Genomic DNA, 17,903 nt, shown 5'->3' with positions numbered 1-17,903 from the left:
TCTCGGCGCCAGGTCCTCAACAACCCAGCTCACGAAATCGCCGCCGACTCAGGAACAGCTGCACCTCCGCTTCGGCCTTGGCTGCTGGGGTGCTTGTGCGTACTGCCTGCTCCTGATCTGGCAGGCGCATGTCGAGCACCTTGCATTCGGACTGTGCGCTGGCGGGCAGTTTGATGCGTCGTTCGAACGTCTTGGTCTGCTCGTGAGACATACCGGTCAGCGGACGCATAGCTTCGTTGATCGACCGTTTGAATTCCTCGCGCTGCACATCGCGCCCCTTGCGGCTCACGCCGGTCGACTTGTCCAGGCCCTGCGTGGGCGTGGTGTCGACAACCTTGGCCCCAACGCAGGGCTCGTGCGAGTAGGCGACCTGGCCGTTGGTCTCGCATCGGTAGACCGATTGGGCCTGCGCAATGGTGCTGGCCAGGCAAGCGGCCGTCAGAACCGTACCCCAGCGGGGCCACGCAGCGGCGTGACGGTTCGCACGTGATCGGATGTCCATCGTTCCCTCCCTGCTCCGGCCTGCGGCATCATGCGGGCCGAAAAGTTTCAGGGAGGATATCAATGAGCCGTCGCAGACACCCCGGCAAAAGTTCACGCAAACGCCGTTCTGAGCCGTTTCTGGAGAAAGGCGTTCTGCTGCTGGTTCTGGCCGGCGCTTTCTGGCTCACCAGCGTCATGCCGACCGGCAATCCCATGCTCGCCGCCGTCGGGACTTCCTTGCGATCTGTCCTCTGGTTTCCGTTGGTCATCGGTCTCGGCTTGCTCGGCACGCACCTTGTCTTGAAGAAGGTGGTTGCGGCAAAGCAGACTCAGCCCGTCACGCCGGTCGGCTCAGTGGACGCTCGAACACAGCGGGTACAACGGGAGAAGGCCGACCGCTGGAGTTCAGAAGTGTTCGCGGCCATCGAGTGGCGGCGGTTTGAGGCGGTGGTGGAAGCGCTGTTCGCGCAGGCCGGTTTCGAAACGCGCTCTCAGTCACATGGCGCGGACGGCGGGGTCGACATCTGGCTGCATTCGAAGAATGCTGAGGGACCAGTGTCGGTGGTGCAGTGCAAGCACTGGCAAGGCAAGCCCGTGACGGTCAAGGAGATGCGCGAGTTTCTGGGCGTGATGGTGTCCAAGGGCCTCAAACGCGGCACCTACGCGACCACCTCGCGCTACACAGCCGACGCGCTGGAATTTGCCAAGGCCAACGGCATCAACGCGCAGGACGGCGCAGGCCTGCTCAAGCTGATCGCCCAGCGCACGCCGGAACAACAGGCACTCCTGCTCGAAGTGGCCTACGAAGGGGAATACTGGAAGCCCACCTGTGCCAGCTGTGGCGTGAAAATGACCGAACGAACATCGGGCAAAGACGGCAACCGCTTCTGGGGTTGTGTGAACTACCCGCGCTGCAAGCGGACGCTGCAGATGAAAGCAGACTAAGCGCTCTGCCTCCTTCGTGTGCCGCCTCTGCCGAGGCGGCACCGGTCGGCTCACCCGATCACTTCGCGTCGATCAGCGCCTGGATGTTGAGCAGGGTCAGTTCGTTGTCGTCCGGCTGGCCCAGGGTGCGGCCGCTGGAGTACGGGAAGTTGTTGTCGTTCACCACCACGATGTGAGTGGCGTCGACCACGCTCAAGCCTTCAGGGCCCAGGTGCGGCAGCACGAAGCTGTCTTCGTTCGGGCCGCGCTTGGCCAGGCGCTGGGGGTTGGCGATTTTGGTGAGGTCGATGTAGGCCACCTTCTTCACGAAGCCGTCGGCGTCGGTCTGTGCGAAGTCGATCTTGTAGATGCGCTTGAAGCGGGCCGGGCGGGTGAAGCAGTCGGTGCGGGGTTCGTCCTTGCAGACCTGGCCCGCGCCTTCGGTGGCGTCGTCGCGCTCAATGACGAGGCCGGTGGTGGCGCTGAGCATCTGGAAGTCGGCAGCGACGTTGCCGGCTTCTTCAAAGGCGTATTTCCACTGGCGGGCGGTGTAGGTCTTGCTGGCGGCGTCCAGCTCCAGGATGCGGGTGAAGGGCTTGCCTTTGTGCATTTCCTGGCTCTTGGCAGCGGCGTCCCACAGGGGCCACTCGAACATGGGGTACAGGGTCTTGCCGTCGATGGATTTGGCCATGGGCTCAAAACCGCCGCTGCGGCGCACTTCGAAGCTGGCATCGCCCGGGTAGTTGGGCAGGCGGCCGTTCATATAGTGGTCGGGGCTGCGGTAGGCCTTGCCGTCCACCACGGCTTCGATCACGCCCAGCACCTTGCCCTGGGGGGTGACGCGCAGCACATAGGGGCCGAACTCTTCGCCGATCCACCATTCATCGCCCACCACCTGGATGGATTCGGGGTCAAAGTCCACGCCGGTGAGGTAGCGCTGGGCCGTGGCTTCGTTCTGGATGGCGAAGGGGACTTTGCGGTCGGGGTCGTGCAGGAAGGTGGTCTTGAGGCGGGTGACCTCGCCCTTGGACCAGTCGGTCTTGAGGTGGTGGACCATCAGCAGCGCGTCCTGTGAATTGAGCTTGCTGCCGAAGCCGTTGTCGGTGAGGGCCAGAAACTCGGACTTGCCCAGCGACACGATGCCGGAGAAGCCTTGCACCGACTGGCCCTTGATGGGCAGCTTGCCGCCGGACTTGCGCGGGTACTTGGCGTCGCCCACGAAGGTATTGGCCTCAAAGGTGCCCAGCGCTTCGTTGCGCTGGCGGTTGGCGGCGTTGAAGCGGCCGGCGATTTCAAAGAACGGGCCGGCCGCCTTGGGCGCTGGCACGGTGGCGTAGGTGGACAGGGCGGCGTGGCCGGCCAGCACGGCGGTCACTTCGGTCTGTGCGGTGGCGCTGAAAGCGGTGGCGGCAAGGGCCAGCGCGGCGGCCAGACGGGTTGGAGCGTGGAAAGACATGAAGGAAACGGCTCTTGTTGAAGAAGCCGATGAGCCTATGCACGGCTGATGAAGGCCCTGTGACGCAACAATGACGGTTGTCATGCCCCGTCCCCACCACCACGTCTATGTGATCGAGCTGCACCCGGATGTGCTGCAGGAACGCAAGTTCCGCCAGTGCAACCCGGGTTACGTCCAGGGCAAGCCGTGCGTGTACGTGGGCATGACGGGGCTGGACCCGGATGTGCGCTTCGACAAGCACAAGGCGGGCATCCAGGCGAATGGCTATGTCATGAAGTACGGCCTGCGCCTGCTGCCGGACCTGTACGAGGGTTTCAACCCGATGAGCTATGAGGAGGCGCAGCAGCGCGAGGTCGAGATCGGCATCGACCTGCGCTCGGCGGGGTTCGGGGTGTGGCAGGCCTGATCAGGCGTCAGCACTCAGAGTTTTACATCGCAACGGTTGGTGCTCTCGGGCGCGGTGGCGGGCTTGCGCTGCACAAGCTGGACACCTTCGTAGCACGCCGAGGCGCCGGAAAACCGTTTTCCTCCCCTCTTGGAGTGCCCGTTTCCTCTTCCTGAAGGATGCGGCGCGCTCCTCTGGTTCCTAGCATCCGCCCATGTCCTTCGGGCATGGAGGTGCCGCATGTCCACCGAGCGAAGCATCCCGTTGCGTTCAATGCGCGAGCGGGTGATCCAGACCCTGTCGTACGAGCTGGGGGCGCTGCTGATTGCTGCGCCGCTGTACCAGTGGTTGTTCAGCGTGTCCGCGGGCGAGTCGTTGCAGCTGCTGGTGACGCTGTCGGTCGCTGTGATGCTGTGGTCACCGGTTCACAACACGGTGTTTGACTGGCTCGATGCCCGCTGGTTTGGCCGCGTGGCCAGTGATCGCCACGGCGTTTCGCGCTGGGTGCACGCGTTCAGCCACGAGTTGTCCACGTTGTTCGCCACGCTGCCGCTGATTGTTTGGATGGGCGGCTACTCGTGGTTCGACGCGCTATTGCTCGATCTGGGGCTGACCCTGTTCTACACCGCCTATGCCTGGGTTTTTCACTGGTGCTTTGACCGCCTGAGGCCGGTCCGGACGCCGAGCACAACGACCGCCCCTTCCCCAAGGAGTCCTTCATGACCCGCACCGAACAGTTTGGCGTTCACCTGATGTTCGATGGCTACGGCGCTTCGCCCGAACGTCTGTCCAATCTCGACATGCTGCGCAACCTGCTCATAGACCTTCCCCGCGCGCTGGGCATGCACGCCATCTGCGAGCCGTGCGTGGTGGAGGTCGGCCCGCTCAACCGAAAGGACCCAGGCGGGGTGAGCGGTTTCGTGATGATCGCCGAGAGCCACATCAGCTTCCACACTTTTCCTGCCCGCCGTTTCGTGAGCGCCGACGTCTACACCTGCCAGAACGATCTGGACACCGACAGGGTGAAAGCCATGCTGTCGATCGCGTTCTGGGCCGAATCGGCGGAGGTGAATGTGGTGTCGCGCGGAACACGGTATCCGTCAGAGAACCTGGCCTGATGCGCCAGCCTAGGTCCGACTTCGCAGGGTCTACTTCTTCACCAGATGCCCGCGGATGTCGGCCAGCTTGGCCTGCAGGCGCCGCTGGTTGTCGGGCCCGATGCGGATGAGGATCTTGCGGCCGGCCGACAGGCTCTGCAGCTCGGGGTCGGCAAACTCGTAGCGCACCCAGGGCCGCTGCGAGGGCACAGAGCCTTTCACTTCGACCAGATGCACGGCCGGCGCCTGCGCCGGCACGGGGGTGGCGATGAGGTGGTCGATCACCTGAACCAGCCGGTCGTTGAAGTAGCGCCCTGGGAAGCCCTGCTCCACATAGGCCTGCTGCACCAGCGGGTAGAGGCGTCGGTACATGCCCACCGCCTGGGCCGTGTCGACCGACTCGATCAGACCCACCAGGGGCTGGTAGCGCCGGCTGTTCTCGGGGTGGATGGTCTCGGTGCCGTCGGCGGCGTTGCGCTGGGTGGTGAAGCGCTGGGGCGTAGGGCTGACGGGCCAGACGGTGACCGGCGCATGTGGCCGCGCGAGGTTGTCCACGGTGGCCACCGCATGGGACAGGAAGCCGTCGATCTGCAGGAAGTGGAGCACGTTCTTGCGGCCGATCAAACGCTCCAGCATCTGGTTCACCTGCGGGCCGGCGTCGGCGAGTGTGGGCAGGGGCTCCTTGTCGGCCTGGGCATCGGCGCCCGTTTCGGCCGCGTCGATGGGGTGTTCGACCGAGGGCGTGGCTGGCGCTGCGGCCGGGGCCGCCGGTGGTGTCTGCTCTGCGGGAGCGGCCGGCGCAGCGGCCACGGGCACGGCCTCGAGATCGGGCACCGGCCGGTAATGCTGCCAGGCGAAGTAGCCAGCTGCGGCCACCAGGGCCAACACGATGGCCACCACGAGCAGCGAGGGAGTTCGGGAAGGCTCGGGGGGACGGTACTCGTCGCGATCCAGTTCAGGTTGCATGGGCCTCTTGACTACAGGTGCGAGTGGAAACGCGGCCCATCCTACGCCCCTGGCGGGGCCAGGTCCACCCGGCCACTCGCCCTGCCAGGCCACAGGGCCAGCCACAACACGCCCACCAGACCCAGCCATTTCAGCAGCGCCAGCAGCGACATCAGCGCGCCGGTGACGGCCGCGACGAAGAAGTACTCGCTGTGGGTGAGCGTGATGGTGAGCCAGGTGAACAGGTTTTCGCCGACGTCGGAAAACACCATCAGCGGCAGCGCCCAGCCCAGGCGGTTGAGCAAACGCGAGACGGGCTGCCCCACGCGCCGCAGCCCGGCACCGCGGGCGAAGCCAGCCACGCAGAAGCGCGACAGCACGTGGGCGTAAGCCACGATGAGGCCCAGGTCCCACAGCAGCGACCAGCGCGGCGATCCGAACAGGTTCACCTGTTGCAGACCGGTGATCAGGCCTTCCCAGATCTGGCCCGTTTCGACGACAGAGAGACCATCGTAGAACCACAGCATCTGCCAGTGCACGAAGTCCAGGTTGGTGGCCAGGAATGCCGGGTAGCTGGAGAGCGCCTGCCACAGGTCGGCCCAGAAGCTCAGCTGCGCATAGTGTTCGGACTTCAGAAGCATCTGGCCGATGCCGCCATACAGCACCAGGAAGGCCAGGCACCACGCGAGCATGGGCAGCCACGGCTGGGGCCGGGCCCAGTCGGTGTCTTCCGGGTAATCCACCTTGAGGCGCTGCACGCTGGGATGTTCTTCGGCGGGAATGGTCTGGTGACCACCGACCCCGTCGGGAACCAGACCGGGCGTCCGGACCTTCATACCCGTGACGGCCCACAGTGGCGTGCGGTGCAGTTCGCTGTGGACCACAGGCACCAGCGGTTTAGGGTTCGGCGGGTCGGGGTACAACGCCTCCAGCACCTGCTGGTCGTTCATCGGCTGGCCGTCTGCGGTGTACAGGCGAAGGCCACATTCCACGGCCTCGCCCACCAGCCAGCCCATGGCTCGATCAGCGAGCGCAAGCCGGTCGGGCGTGTAGCCGCCACCCACATCGCAATGCGCGCCGGAGAACCAGAGCTGTTTGAGCGATACCGGCAGGCCGCGGTCGGAGCGGTACTCACCGTTGGGGTCGACGTACTGCCGGGGAGCGAACTGGGCGCGGTATTCGTCCAGCGCCAGCGCCTGGCGTACGTTGAGGAAGCGCTTGCCGCCCACGTCGGCCCGCGCGGTGAACTGCTTGGAGAACGGCGGCATGCCCACCGACGCCACCGTGTCCCAGACACCCACGAAGTGGATGTTGACGTGCTGTTCGAAGGGATCGGCGAACAGCTGCGTGGCCTGCCGGGCGATGCGGCGCGCGCTGTCGCCACGGGTGTCGCGGTCCGAGAAGTAGACGTGCAGCAGCGACGGCACCATCGACACCATGTGCGGCTGCAGGATGCCGAACATGTTGACCAGTCCCGCCACGCTGCGCGCCGTGAAGGCCCCCCGCGAAAAGCCGAAGACGTAGAGCTCGTCGCCGGGCTGGTAGTTCGACATGAGGAACTGGTAGCACTCGGCCATGTTCTCGTAGACCCCGCGACCGAAGGCCAGGCCCGCCAGCCGCTCGCCGTATCGGTTGATGCTGTCCCAGACGGTGGCCCCGGGCAGCTCGCCAGGGTTGCCGACACCGGGGTCGTAGAACACCAGCTGGCCGGCGTCTCCATGCGTTCGGAGCAGCTGGCACAACCGCACGACGTTGGTGTCGCGCTCACCCCCCGTGAGGTTGTTGTTGGTCCCGTCGCAGCAGAGGACGATCTGGCGTGGCGTGGAAGCGCTCATGGGACGGCTCCTTCTCAAGCAGCGGGAGCATCCAGTATCTTCCTGCGGGCGCGCGGATACCACCTCCGCCCTGGGGACGCCGAGGTCGCGGCGCTTCAGGCCGCCAGTTGCTGCAGCATGCGCGCGTAGTCGCTGCGGTAGGCGCGGCCCAGCCGCACCTTCTCGGTGTTCGACAGGATCTTGCCGGAGACCTGGAAGAAGCGGGTTTCCTCTTCCTTGAGGTGGTGACGCACCTTATGGGCCAGGGCCTTCGCGTGTTCGCCCCAGGCCTGCCCGGCTGGGTCCAGCGCCTCCATGTCTTCGATCGCCTCGTCGATCTCATGATGCTCGGACAGCGCGTGGCGCGAGGCGTCCAGGCCCCGGTCGTCCATGAGGATGGGTGCGTAGAGGAAGCGTTCTTCGGCGGCGGCATGGGCCGCCAGCTCGGCCTTGAGTTCCTGCAGCACCTCTTGTCGGCCCTGGGGGTTGGCGGCCCGTGTCCGGGTCAGCCGCGTACAGAGGCTGCGTTGGAGTTCATGGCTTTCGCGCAATGCGTCATAGATGTTGTTCATGCGATTTCTCCAGTCGTGGCGTCAGGGAAGGGCCGTCGCCACCTGCTCAACAGCGGTGTTCTGTGGCGGCTCCGCCACCACCATCCGGTGCGGACCGGACAGACTGGCGCGAAGAGCCTCACCCCTGGCCGTGTTCTGCTTGATCAGATCCACCAGCGTGGTCAAAGACAGCAGGATGGCCAGGGCGGCGATCACGAGCAGGACACAGCGCGTATGCCCTTCGGTCCAGGAATTTCGGAGGTGTGTCATGGCGTTCTCCATTGAGGTGTTCCCAGCTTGCCGTGCTCCACCACCTGGGCACGTCGGCGGCGGCTGCGCCTGTGCGTAGGACGGCGCCGACACGCCACGGCACCGCCCGGCGATGCGGTTCTGTCCTACACGCACCGTCGGTGTTGTCGGACGCACGACGGCCATCGGGCTGCGGATGATCGGCGCATGACCTGGATCAACGACTTTTCCCGGTTCGCCCGCCGTGGCAACCTGATCGACCTCGCGGTCGGTTTCACCGTCGGAGCCGCGTTCAGCTCCATCGCCAAGAGCCTGGTCAATGACGTGCTCATGCCTCCGGTGGGATTGATGCTCGGGCGCACGGACTTCTCCGGCCTGTTCTGGGTGCTCAAGGCCGGGCCCAAGGCGCCGGCACCGTACGTGACACTGGCCGACGCGCAGGCTGCGGGCGCGGTCACATTGAACTATGGCGTGTTCATCAACAACCTGGTGGCGTTCGCCATCGTGGCGCTTGCCATGTTCCTGGTGGTGCGGACACTTCAGCGCGCCGAAGCACGACTGGAAGCCCTCATCGACAAGCCCGGGCTGGCCAGCGACGCGGCACCCACCGAAAAGAAGTGCCCACACTGCCGCACCACGATCGACTTCCTCGCCACGCGGTGTCCGCATTGCACTTCCCATCTGCAGGAGGTGCCTCCCGGCACCAACCTGGCACCTTCGACCTGACCTTTCCAGGAGACCCACCATGAATACTCTGGCCTGCAGTCTTTTTTCCGTCGCTCTATGTGGCTCTCTCGTTCCGGCGGTGGCCGCGGGCGACCAGCCGTCTGTGCAGGCGCAATACGAAGCCGACCGCCAGGCCTGCCTGTTGCGCTCCGATCCCGTGGCCCGCCAGGACTGCCTGCGCGAAGCCGGAGCGGTTCGCCAGGAGGCGCTGCGGGGCCAGCGCGCCCCGACAACCGATGCCGCCACCCTGGCCCGCAATGCCCTGGTGCGCTGCCAGGTGCACCCGGCTGGCACAGAGCGTGAACTGTGCGAACGCATGGCATCGGGCGAAGGCCGCGTGCAGGGTGACGTGGCCAGCGGCGGCGTGCTGCGCGAACTCTCGGTGACCGTGCCCGGGTTGCGACCATGATCTACGACATCGTTCACACCACCGAATACCGCTTCCAGCGTCCCGTGACCTTCGGGCTCCACAGGCTGACGTTCCGTCCACGCGACAGCCACGACATGCGGGTGCTCGCCACCAACCTGGAGGTTTCGCCGCGGGCGTCCCGGACCTCCATGGTGCACGATGTGTACGGCAACTCGGTGGTGCTGCTGCAACCGGACGGGCCGGCCGACAGCCTGCTCATCACCAGTCGCTTTTCAGTCGAGCATCTGGGCAGCGTGGCCTTCGTCGCGGGCGCCGAGTCAGCACCGGGATGGATGCCGCCCGACTACACCAGCGTGGAACGCCTGGCGCTCACCCCCTTCCTGCTGCCTTCGTTCGAAGACCCCACCCACCAGGTGCGGACATGGGCGCAAGGCTTCGTGGGAGCCGACGGCTCGCCCCGCCAGATCATCGAAGCCATGTGCGATGCGATCCGCTCCGGCTTTCGCTACGCCGCCCGTGACGAAGAAGGCACCCAGGCGCCTGCACAGACATTGGCGATGGGCAGTGGCGCCTGCCGGGACTTCGCGACACTCATGATCGACGCGCTGCGGCGCCTGGGCATCGCTGCTCGCTTTGTCTCCGGATTCGTGTACAGCCCGGCGCAAGACGGCATCCAAGGCGGCGGCGCCACGCACGGCTGGGTTCAGGTCTACCTGCCCGACGGGGGCTGGTTCCCGGTCGACCCGACCAACAACCTCATTGGTGGCAGCGATCTCATCCGCATCGCCGTGGCGCGCGAGGCCACCGAGGTGCCCCCCCTGACAGGCCAGTGGTTTGGGGTCACCGACGACTACATCGACATGCGGGTGGACGTGCAGGTACAAGCCCGCTGACGGACGAGACACGCAACTGCAGATCGCCCGGCACCTGGCCACCTTGCACTGGAACGACGAAGACTTCGAGCTGCTTGCAATGCTGGGACGGTTCTGGTCCGATTTCGGCGAGCGCGTCGAGATCGTGGAAGGCCGGCAACCGCTCTGGAGCGCCTCGGTGCTCGGCTCCTGACACCTCCCGCCAATCGGCATGTGTTCGGGTGGAGACCGAACCGCGTCAGTGCCGTTCGGGCACCTGCCCTGCCTCGTCGCCCCACACGCGGTTGATGCGGCGCCCGCGCTGCACGGCCGGGCACTCGCCGATGGCCTTGGCCCAGCGCAGCACGTGCGTGTACTCTCCAGCGGACGCTCAAGGCGTGCATCGACGGCATCCAGGTGCGGGTGCGGGAACTCGAGCCGTCCACCAACACCAGTCCGGGCTACGGCATCACCCTCACCGAGGTGCGTTACGAAACCGCCACGGAAGCCCGCGCCGCCGAAGAGCTGGCCAGCATCCTCGCCAACGGCGACGCCCGGCCGCCGCTGAGACCCGTCAGCGACATCCCCTTGTACCTGAGCGTGTTCGCCTGCTGACCTGCGCCCGCAGGCCGGGTCGGCAGGGAGTCCCTACACTGCGCCCCACCGCCCACGCGCACCCGACGCATGCCCCGCTACCACCACGTTTACGTGATCGAGCTGGACCCGGATGTGCGATTCGACAAGCACAAGGCCGGCATCCAGGCCAACGCCTACGTGATGAAGTACGAGCTGCGCCTGTTGCCCGATCTCTATGAAGGCTTCAACCCGATGACCTACGAGGACGCGCAGCAGCGCGAGGTCGAGATCGGCATCGACCTGCGCTCGGCGGGGTTCGGGGTGTGGCAGGCCTAGGTCAGCCAAGCCGCATCGCTGGCGCGTCGACCTGGGGCGCGGCCCGGCTGTCGGCGGCCGGTTGAGACGCCGTCCGTGCATCAGCCATGGCCAGCGCGGCTTCGGATTCGTGCGCAGGCGCGTTGGCTGCCGTACGCGCGTCCACCGCACCTTCCTTGAGCCCGTAACCATCGGCCTGGGCGAAGCGGATCTTGCCGCCACCGGCCTTGAGGTGCGTGATGCCGGTCAGGCCTTCTTCCCGTGCCTGCTGTGCGACAGCTGCGACGGTGTTGTCCATGCCTTGGTCCCAGGGCAGCCCGTGCTGCTCGGCCAGTTGCCTCACGTGCCGGTCGCTGTCCTGCAGCAACTGGCGGGACGTGTCCGACAGATCGGCGCGGGCGCCGAGCGAGCTGCTGCTTTTGGCGGGCGGTGGGGTGGTCGGGCTCGCGGGGCTGGTCCGGTCTTTTTCTTCGAGGCGGTGGATGCTGTCGCCCAGTTGGCGCGGTGTCTCGGTCCAAAGGACGCCCGGGTCGTCGGCGTTCAGGTGCACGCCCGTCACCGATTCGACGATGTCGCGCGCCCAAGAAGAACAGTTGTTGGTGTAGCCCCAGGTTTCGTTGGCCTTGAGCAGTCCGTCGAGCTTGGTGGCCTGCTCAGGGGTCAGACGGTAGTAGCGGCTGGCGGCCGGCGTGTCGCCGTCTTCCATGCCCGTTCGGATGTCGCTGCCGCTGCCGTTGTCTTCAACCCGTGGATGCCCGTCGGGCCACAGGCCGTAGTTGGTGGTCTTGCCGTCACGCGTGACCGAGATCCAGGCGTGTCCGGCGTCGAATCCGTAGGCCTGGCCGGTTTCGGGGTCGATCTGCCCCTTGCTGACGTTGCTGTGCACGCCCAGGATGACGTCGTCTGACATGGTGGTGCCCTCCCCAGAGCTGCTGTGCCCGATGTGCCGCTCAGCGCGATACCGGCAGTTCTTCCTGCACGTCGCCCTGCCCCTGCACCACCACTTTCTCGCCCTTGTAGGGGAGCACCACCATGTAGGTGAACTTGTCGGCGGCGCCCGGCGCCGGCTGCGCCGGGCTCATGGCGCTGCAGCTCTCGGTGACCAGGCAGCTCTTGAGCGTGACCCACAGGGTCTTGCCGTCACTGCGGTGGTCGGCGCCAACGTACTTCTTGGCGCTGGAAACCAGCGGCCGGAAGCTCAGTTGGGCCTGCTCGTTGCCCACGGGTCGAAACTGGATGTTCCAGGCGCTGACAAGCGACGGCGATGCGGTGGTGTTCATAGCATTCCTGACAGGGGTGGTGCTGGAACAGGCGGTTCCGGAAAGGACGAGAAGACCGGCGGATAGGCCGACGAGCCAAGGTCGGCGCGTGTGCGGGGATCGGGGTGTGGTCACGGACTACCTCCTGGATGCGAACCGTTGAAGGAACGTGGGAGGCCGTGCACGGCGGGTGACGCAAGTGGTCACGAAACGCGCGCGTTGGCACTCCCTGGATGCTTTTTTGGCGGAGTATAGGCTCCCGCCGGCCGGCATCGCCCGGGAAGCTCAGTGCCGTTCGGGCACCTGCCCTGCCTCGTCGCCCCACACGCGGTTGATGCGGCGGCCACGTTGCACGGCCGGGCGCTCGCCAATGGTCTGGGCCCAGCGCAGCACATGGGTGTACTCGTGCACCGAGAGGAATTCGCCCGCGTTGTAGATCTTGCCCTCGACCAGGGCGCCGTACCAGGGGTAGATGGCGATGTCGGCGATGCTGTACTCGTCACCCGCCATGAAGGTGTGCGTGGCCAGGTGGCGGTTGAGCACGTCGAGCTGGCGCTTGGTTTCCATCGCGAAGCGGTTGATGGGGTACTCGAACTTCTCGGGTGCGTAGGCGTAGAAGTGTCCGAAGCCACCGCCCAGGTAGGGCGCCGAGCCCATCTGCCAGAACAGCCAGTTCAGCGCCTCGGTGCGCGGCCCGTGCGCCTTGGGCAGCAAGGCACCGAACTTCTCGGCCAGGTACAGCAGGATGGAACCAGACTCGAACACGCGCGTCGGCGGTTCGGTGCTGCGGTCCAGCAGGGCAGGGATCTTGGAGTTGGGGTTGACCTCGACGAAGCCGCTGGAGAACTGGTCGCCTTCGCTGATCTTGATCAGCCAGGCGTCGTATTCGGCGCCGCTGTGGCCCAGGGCCAGCAGCTCTTCGAGCATCACGGTCACCTTCACACCGTTGGGCGTGGCCAACGAATACAGCTGCAGCGGGTGCTTGCCGACTGGCAGGGCCTTGTCGTGCGTGGGGCCGGCGATGGGGCGGTTGATGTTGGCGAACTGGCCGCCGTTGCCCTGGTCCCAGGTCCAGACGGCGGGGGGGGTGTAGGGGGTGTGGGTGCTCATGGGGCCCATGCTAGTGCAGCGGCAGAAACCCTGCCCAGACAACACCCCAAAGAGGTGTGGCAGGTGCCCAAGCGCTGTGATAGCCTGCTCCGGCCAACACCGCCACCGGCCTGACCAGACATCCGGGTCCATGCTGTCCACCCCGCACCACGCCCTTCTGCAAAGCATCATCGACCACCTGCCCAGCGGGGTCACGATGTTCGATGCCGACCAGCGTCTGGTGGCCTACAACCAGCAGGTTCGCACGCTGCTGGATTTCCCGGACGAGCTGTTCGCGCACGGCATGCCCACGCTGTACGACTTTGCCCTATTCAACGCGCGGCGGGGTGAATACGGACCAGGCGATCCCGAGCACCAGGCACGGGCGGTGAGTGACCGCGCCCGGTCACTGCAACCGCATGTGTTCGAGCGGCAGCGGCCCGACGGCACCGTGATCGAGATTCGCGGCACCCCCCTGCCCACCGGCGGGTTCGTCTCGATCTACACCGATGTCACCGAACGCAAGCGCACAGAGCAGGAAGCCCGGCGTCTGGCTGTCTATCTGGACGCGGTGATCAACGCGCTGCCGCAGGGGGTGACGGTGATCGACGAGCACCTGGTGATCCGCCTATGGAACCGCAGCTTCGAGCAGTTGCTCGATCTGCCCGAGGGCCTGATGAAGCCGGGGGTGACCTTCGAGGAGGTGGCCCGCAGCAACGCGCAACGCGGCGAGTACGGTGAGGTGGACGTGGAGACCAAGGTGGCCGAGGCGGCCGCACTGGCGCGACAGTTCCTGCCGCACCGGCTGATCCGCCAGCGCCCGAACGGGCGCACGCTGGAGATCGTGGGCAGCGCCCTGAGCATCGACGGGCAGATCCGCGGCTTTGTCACCACCTACACCGACGTCACCGAGCTGCGCGAAGCCCAACAGGCCCTGGAGCGCCTGAACGCCGAGCTGGACCAGCGGGTGACCGAGCGCACACGGGCGCTGCAGGATCTCAACAAGGAGCTGGAGTCGTTCACCTACTCGGTGTCGCACGACCTGCGCACGCCGCTGCGCAGCATCCAGGGTTTTTCCACGCTGCTGTTGGAAACAGAGGCGGAGAAGCTCAGCGACCAGGGCCGCACGTCGCTGCAGCGCATCCAGTCCAACGCGGGCCGCATGGGCTCGCTGATCACCGATCTGCTGTCCATGGCCCAACACAGCCGGGGCGAACTGGAGCTGCAGCGGGTCGACCTGAGCGCCATGGCAAAGCGGGTGGCCGACGAACTGCAACGGAGCCACCCGGCCCGCCAGGCCGACTGGCGGATCGCGCCCGGGCTGTGGGCGCAGGCCGATCCAGGACTGGTGCGGCTGGTGCTGCAGCATCTGCTGGGCAACGCCTGGAAGTACACCGCTCAGCGGGACTTGGCGGTGATCGAGCTGCGCAGCGGAGGCGAGGCGGACGGAATGGGTTGGTTCGAACTGCGGGACAACGGCGCCGGGTTCGACATGCAGTACGCGAGCCAGCTGTTCCAGCCCTTCCAACGGCTGCACCGTCCACACGAGTTTGCGGGCACGGGCATCGGCCTGGCGATCGTGCAGCGCATCCTGCAGCGCCACGGTGGTTCGATCAACGGACAGGCCGAGATCGACCAGGGTGCGCTCTTCCGGTTCTGCCTGCCCTGCGCACAGGCTCAGGTGCCCCAGGGACTCTGAGCGGACCGGGCCCGGTGCTCAGTGCACGAGCACCTTTCGCAAGGCGGAAGCGAGCTCCGACGCCACGAACTTGGCCACATAAGCATCGGCGCCCACGGACTGCACATGGGCCTCATTGGTCGAACCGGTGAGCGACGAGTGGATGACCACCGGGATGGACTTGAAACGCGGGTCCTGCTTGATGTTGCGCGTGAGCGTGAAGCCGTCCATGACCGGCATCTCCAGGTCGGTCAGCACCAGGGCCACCCGGTCGGTGGCCGAACGGCCTTCGGCGCGAGCCTCGTCGTCGATCGACTGCAGCCGGTCCCAGGCCTCCTGCCCGGTCTTGGTCATGACGAAATTCACCCCCATGGAGCCCAGACCCTGTTCGATCAGCATGCGCGCGACCGGCGAATCGTCGGCAGCCAGCACGATGGAGTCCGGAGGAAGGACCACCTGGTCGCCCACCGGGTCGAGGGCGGTGTCCTCGCCCGTGGTGGGCATCACGCTGCGCAGGATCTGTTCCACGTCGAGCACCTGCACCAGGCGCGTGCTGCCGTTCTCGCCCGCCAACTTGGCGATGCTGGTCACCAGGTCGCCACCATTGCCTTCGGCGGCGAGCACGTCGCTCCATTCCAGCCGAACGATCTCGTCCACTTCCTCCACAGCAAAGGCCTGGGTGGTGCGGGCGTACTCGGTGACCATCAGGATGTTGTGACCACGCTTGGGTGTGCAGCCGACCATGGCGGGCAGGTCGATCACCGGAATGATCTGGCCCCGGATGTTGGCCACACCCAGCACCTGCTGTGGGGCGTTGGCGATGCCCGTGATCTTGGGCATGACCAGGATCTCGCGCACCTTGAACACATTGATGCCAAACAGTTCCCGGCGGTCGCTGTCGGGCGCCTCGCCCAGACGGAACAGCATCAGCTCGAACTGATTGTTGCTGGTGAGCTGTGCGCGTTCATTGACGTCGTGCAGCGTGGTGCTCAGGCTCATGGCGGACTCCGATGGGAAGATCACCTGCAGGATACGAAGCATCCGCCCCAGCCAATGTCCGGATCAGCGCGGCGAAAACCTGCCAATTCACTCACCCCGTGCCTCAGCTTCAAAACAGAGGACACTTGGTTCACAGTTCATGTCCGCCGCCAACCCACCCGCTCCCGCCATGACCCAACGCCAGCGAAAAGCCATCGACGTGGAACCCGTCGGCAATACGGACGCTTCGCCCATCGGTCAGGCCCTGCTTTCGCTGATCGGCAAGGTGCCCTCTTCCCGGGAGCCGGTGAGCCCCGCTCCCATGGACGATGCCCGCAAGGCGGCCAACGCAGCGGCGGCCAAGGCCGCGCTGGCAGCAGGCGCGCTGGCGCTGCCGCCCGGCGTGGTCGGCTGGCTGACCATCCTGCCGGAGATGATGGGCGTCTGGAAAATCCAGCGGCAACTGGTGGCCGACATCGCGGCGATCTACGGCAAACACGCCACGCTCACCCCCGAGCAGGTGGTGTACTGCCTGTTTCAGCACACGGCGGCACAGGGGGTTCGCGACCTGGTGGTGCGCGTGGGCCAGCGCACACTGGTGCGGCGCGCCTCGCCGGTGCTGATCCGCACCATCACACGACGGATCGGTGCCAAGCTGGCCCAGAAGGCGGCAGGCAAGGGCGTGGCGCGCTGGATTCCAGTGGTCGGCGCCGTCGGCATGGGCGCCTACGCGTACTACGACACCGCGCAGGTGGCGGCCACGGCCATCGACCTGTTCGAGGGCGTGATCGAGGTGGAAGCGGTGGAGATCGACGGTTAGCCACCCTGGCTTGCGATTGCGAAGCTGATCGCTGCGCTCACCGCCGTGGTCTGCGCCAGATTGCATTGGGACGGGGTTGCCCGCGGGCTGTCCGGATAGACCTCGGTGGTCGCGGTGTATCGCGCTCCCGTGATGCTGGCGCAAAGACCAAGGTCACGCAACGGATACCGGATCACACCCGGCGCCACCATGGGCGAGCCGATGATGCCGCCAGCGGCGTCGGCGGGCGCGATGTGCGTGACCCTGGAGACCTTGTCGATGATGGCCTGCTGGAACTCGGGTTGGGGGTTCTCGGTGTCGTCCACCACGTAGAAGCCGTCCGGAATCGTGCAGGGCTCGAAGGCCTCGCCATCGCGTGCCGCTTTGGCTGGCCGAAACTCGGATTCGTCACTGTCGGTGGTCTCGTGCAGGTCAATGTGCGCGATGAAACGCCCCTTGAGCGGAGCCACCAGGCGCATGAGCGCGGCCGACTCGGGCGCCAGACTCGGCTCCCGGAACGAGCGGTTGGGATCAACGGCATCGTGGTTCCAGCGCTGGACGCGCTCGTAAGCCCAAGGGCTGACGCAAGGCACCACCAGCAGGTTGACCCAATCACTGAACGCCGCAGCATCCTGCTCCAGGAACTGCAGGGCGCCATGCACGCCACTGGTCTCGTAGCCATGCACTCCGCCGGTGACCAGCACCACCGGCCGGTCGCTGTTCCACCCTCGGCTGTGAACGGCCAGCAACGGAAAGCGCTCATCGCCGGCCATCACCTCGCCATACGTCTGCACGTCAAATTGATCGCGCAGCCGGTCCACCGCCGCCGCCACGTTGTCGCGGTGAGAGCGCTGGCGCCGCTGGCGCGAACGCCAGAGGGCACGCTCGTCCGGGCCCCAGGGCTTGCCCGGCGTTCCGATGGGGTAGAAGGATGAGCTGGCCTCTGGGGATGTCATGGGCGGCTTTCTGGTGCGGTAGCGCAGCGACAATGCGGCCATGAATTTTGCCGAACGCCTCAAATCCCTTCCGTCGGTCGCCCACCTCTCGTCGCTGGACCTGCTCGACGCCTCTGGCGCCCTGGTGGCCAGCATCCACAACCAGCCTGGTCAGGCCGGCTCGCTGGCGGTCTATCACGCGCTGGCCAAAGAACACGGCGGCACCATCACCCCCGAAGCAGCGGCGCAGGGCCTGCAGTGGTACGGCGAGCACACCGCAGACGCCATGGCGAACCCAGGCAAGCACCCCAACATCGACCGCCTGATGGCCTGGTCTCAGGAAAGCGCCACCTATCTGGTGCGACCGCACAACGCCTGATCGGCGGTCAGATTCGCGTCAACGGGCTTGATCTACAATCCGTG

24 protein-coding genes are annotated in these 17,903 nt (G+C 66.1%); 13 read left to right on the top strand and 11 right to left on the bottom strand.

Features of this window, described 5'->3' with window-relative positions; genetic code table 11:
• Positions 1-16 precede the first annotated feature (16 nt).
• Positions 17-502 (bottom strand): DUF4124 domain-containing protein, encoded by a 486-nt coding sequence (locus ACFOPI_RS15670; protein ID WP_382175632.1) that lies wholly within the window; start codon positions 500-502, stop codon positions 17-19.
• Between the two features lie 62 nt (positions 503-564).
• Here ACFOPI_RS15670 and ACFOPI_RS15665 point away from each other — a divergent pair, with 62 nt between their 5' ends.
• The gene (locus tag ACFOPI_RS15665; protein ID WP_382175630.1) at positions 565-1,428 is read left to right on the top strand and encodes a restriction endonuclease; all 864 of its coding nucleotides are present in this window, start codon (positions 565-567) and stop codon (positions 1,426-1,428) included.
• Positions 1,429-1,486: 58 nt separating this feature from the next.
• On the opposite strand, the gene ACFOPI_RS15660 is transcribed toward ACFOPI_RS15665, so the two are convergent.
• Positions 1,487-2,863, bottom strand: a complete 1,377-nt coding sequence (locus ACFOPI_RS15660) for an esterase-like activity of phytase family protein (protein ID WP_382175628.1) — start codon at positions 2,861-2,863, stop codon at positions 1,487-1,489.
• A gap of 82 nt (positions 2,864-2,945) precedes the next feature.
• Between ACFOPI_RS15660 and ACFOPI_RS15655 the strand changes: the two genes are divergently transcribed.
• The 3 genes from ACFOPI_RS15655 (at position 2,946) to speD (ending at position 4,366) form a co-directional block, all read left to right on the top strand.
• Positions 2,946-3,269, top strand: a complete 324-nt coding sequence (locus tag ACFOPI_RS15655; RefSeq protein WP_382175625.1) for a hypothetical protein — start codon at positions 2,946-2,948, stop codon at positions 3,267-3,269.
• A 219-nt stretch (positions 3,270-3,488) separates the two neighbouring features.
• On the top strand, positions 3,489-3,971 hold the full coding sequence (locus ACFOPI_RS15650) for a PACE efflux transporter (RefSeq protein ID WP_382175622.1): 483 nt from the start codon (positions 3,489-3,491) through the stop codon (positions 3,969-3,971).
• Positions 3,968-4,366, top strand: coding sequence for an S-adenosylmethionine decarboxylase (gene speD / locus ACFOPI_RS15645; RefSeq protein ID WP_382175619.1), 399 nt, complete (start codon positions 3,968-3,970; stop codon positions 4,364-4,366). Before ACFOPI_RS15650 ends, speD begins: the two co-directional genes overlap by 4 nt.
• Positions 4,367-4,396: 30 nt before the next feature.
• Here speD and ACFOPI_RS15640 read toward each other — a convergent pair whose 3' ends face one another.
• From ACFOPI_RS15640 to ACFOPI_RS15625, 4 genes are all read right to left on the bottom strand, one after another.
• Positions 4,397-5,311: a DUF3014 domain-containing protein gene (locus ACFOPI_RS15640; RefSeq protein WP_382175616.1), complete on the bottom strand. Its 915-nt coding sequence runs from the start codon at positions 5,309-5,311 to the stop codon at positions 4,397-4,399.
• Positions 5,312-5,352: 41 nt separating this feature from the next.
• Positions 5,353-7,125 carry a T6SS phospholipase effector Tle1-like catalytic domain-containing protein gene (locus ACFOPI_RS15635; RefSeq protein WP_382175613.1) on the bottom strand — a complete coding sequence of 591 codons (1,773 nt, stop codon included), beginning with the start codon at positions 7,123-7,125 and terminating at the stop codon, positions 5,353-5,355.
• A 95-nt stretch (positions 7,126-7,220) separates the two neighbouring features.
• The gene (locus ACFOPI_RS15630) at positions 7,221-7,676 is read right to left on the bottom strand and encodes a hemerythrin domain-containing protein (RefSeq protein WP_382175611.1); all 456 of its coding nucleotides are present in this window, start codon (positions 7,674-7,676) and stop codon (positions 7,221-7,223) included.
• A 21-nt stretch (positions 7,677-7,697) separates the two neighbouring features.
• Positions 7,698-7,925 (bottom strand): hypothetical protein, encoded by a 228-nt coding sequence (locus ACFOPI_RS15625; protein ID WP_382175608.1) that lies wholly within the window; start codon positions 7,923-7,925, stop codon positions 7,698-7,700.
• A 186-nt stretch (positions 7,926-8,111) separates the two neighbouring features.
• Between ACFOPI_RS15625 and mscL the strand changes: the two genes are divergently transcribed.
• The 6 genes from mscL to ACFOPI_RS15595 all read left to right on the top strand — a co-directional run bounded on the left by mscL (position 8,112) and on the right by ACFOPI_RS15595 (position 10,763).
• On the top strand, positions 8,112-8,630 hold the full coding sequence (mscL, locus tag ACFOPI_RS15620) for a large conductance mechanosensitive channel protein MscL (RefSeq protein ID WP_382175605.1): 519 nt from the start codon (positions 8,112-8,114) through the stop codon (positions 8,628-8,630).
• 19 nt (positions 8,631-8,649) lie between these two features.
• Positions 8,650-9,039, top strand: coding sequence for a hypothetical protein (locus ACFOPI_RS15615; RefSeq protein WP_382175602.1), 390 nt, complete (start codon positions 8,650-8,652; stop codon positions 9,037-9,039).
• Complete coding sequence (locus ACFOPI_RS15610) at positions 9,036-9,893, top strand: transglutaminase family protein (RefSeq protein WP_382175599.1); 858 nt, start codon at positions 9,036-9,038, stop codon at positions 9,891-9,893. Before ACFOPI_RS15615 ends, ACFOPI_RS15610 begins: the two co-directional genes overlap by 4 nt.
• Positions 9,894-9,936: 43 nt before the next feature.
• Complete coding sequence (locus ACFOPI_RS15605) at positions 9,937-10,065, top strand: hypothetical protein (protein ID WP_382175596.1); 129 nt, start codon at positions 9,937-9,939, stop codon at positions 10,063-10,065.
• 209 nt (positions 10,066-10,274) lie between these two features.
• A complete protein-coding gene (locus ACFOPI_RS15600) occupies positions 10,275-10,466 on the top strand; it encodes a hypothetical protein (RefSeq protein ID WP_382175593.1) in 192 nt (63 codons plus the stop codon).
• A 69-nt stretch (positions 10,467-10,535) separates the two neighbouring features.
• Positions 10,536-10,763: a hypothetical protein gene (locus ACFOPI_RS15595; RefSeq protein ID WP_382175590.1), complete on the top strand. Its 228-nt coding sequence runs from the start codon at positions 10,536-10,538 to the stop codon at positions 10,761-10,763.
• Position 10,764: 1 nt separating this feature from the next.
• On the opposite strand, the gene ACFOPI_RS15590 is transcribed toward ACFOPI_RS15595, so the two are convergent.
• The 3 genes from ACFOPI_RS15590 to yghU form a co-directional block, all read right to left on the bottom strand.
• Positions 10,765-11,652: a hypothetical protein gene (locus ACFOPI_RS15590; protein WP_382175588.1), complete on the bottom strand. Its 888-nt coding sequence runs from the start codon at positions 11,650-11,652 to the stop codon at positions 10,765-10,767.
• Positions 11,653-11,692: 40 nt separating this feature from the next.
• Positions 11,693-12,022 (bottom strand): hypothetical protein, encoded by a 330-nt coding sequence (locus ACFOPI_RS15585; RefSeq protein WP_382175585.1) that lies wholly within the window; start codon positions 12,020-12,022, stop codon positions 11,693-11,695.
• Positions 12,023-12,286: 264 nt separating this feature from the next.
• A complete protein-coding gene (gene yghU, locus ACFOPI_RS15580) occupies positions 12,287-13,111 on the bottom strand; it encodes a glutathione-dependent disulfide-bond oxidoreductase (protein WP_382175582.1) in 825 nt (274 codons plus the stop codon).
• A gap of 130 nt (positions 13,112-13,241) precedes the next feature.
• On the opposite strand from yghU, the gene ACFOPI_RS15575 reads away from it, so the two are divergent.
• Positions 13,242-14,789 carry a sensor histidine kinase gene (locus tag ACFOPI_RS15575; RefSeq protein ID WP_382175580.1) on the top strand — a complete coding sequence of 516 codons (1,548 nt, stop codon included), beginning with the start codon at positions 13,242-13,244 and terminating at the stop codon, positions 14,787-14,789.
• Between the two features lie 18 nt (positions 14,790-14,807).
• Here ACFOPI_RS15575 and ACFOPI_RS15570 read toward each other — a convergent pair whose 3' ends face one another.
• Positions 14,808-15,767, bottom strand: a complete 960-nt coding sequence (locus tag ACFOPI_RS15570; protein ID WP_382175577.1) for a chemotaxis protein — start codon at positions 15,765-15,767, stop codon at positions 14,808-14,810.
• A gap of 169 nt (positions 15,768-15,936) precedes the next feature.
• On the opposite strand from ACFOPI_RS15570, the gene ACFOPI_RS15565 reads away from it, so the two are divergent.
• The gene (locus ACFOPI_RS15565) at positions 15,937-16,566 is read left to right on the top strand and encodes a hypothetical protein (protein WP_382175575.1); all 630 of its coding nucleotides are present in this window, start codon (positions 15,937-15,939) and stop codon (positions 16,564-16,566) included.
• On the opposite strand, the gene ACFOPI_RS15560 is transcribed toward ACFOPI_RS15565, so the two are convergent.
• On the bottom strand, positions 16,563-17,501 hold the full coding sequence (locus tag ACFOPI_RS15560) for a M14 family metallopeptidase (protein ID WP_382175572.1): 939 nt from the start codon (positions 17,499-17,501) through the stop codon (positions 16,563-16,565). The genes ACFOPI_RS15565 and ACFOPI_RS15560 overlap by 4 nt on opposite strands.
• Positions 17,502-17,541: 40 nt before the next feature.
• On the opposite strand from ACFOPI_RS15560, the gene ACFOPI_RS15555 reads away from it, so the two are divergent.
• On the top strand, positions 17,542-17,859 hold the full coding sequence (locus ACFOPI_RS15555; protein WP_382175569.1) for a DUF2322 family protein: 318 nt from the start codon (positions 17,542-17,544) through the stop codon (positions 17,857-17,859).
• The last annotated feature ends 44 nt before the right edge of the window (positions 17,860-17,903 follow it).

Source organism: Hydrogenophaga luteola, assembly GCF_042648585.1.
GTDB lineage: Bacteria > Pseudomonadota > Gammaproteobacteria > Burkholderiales > Burkholderiaceae_C > Hydrogenophaga > Hydrogenophaga luteola.
Note: the sequence above shows the minus strand (reverse complement) of the source record. Positions and strands in the feature narration are given on the sequence as shown.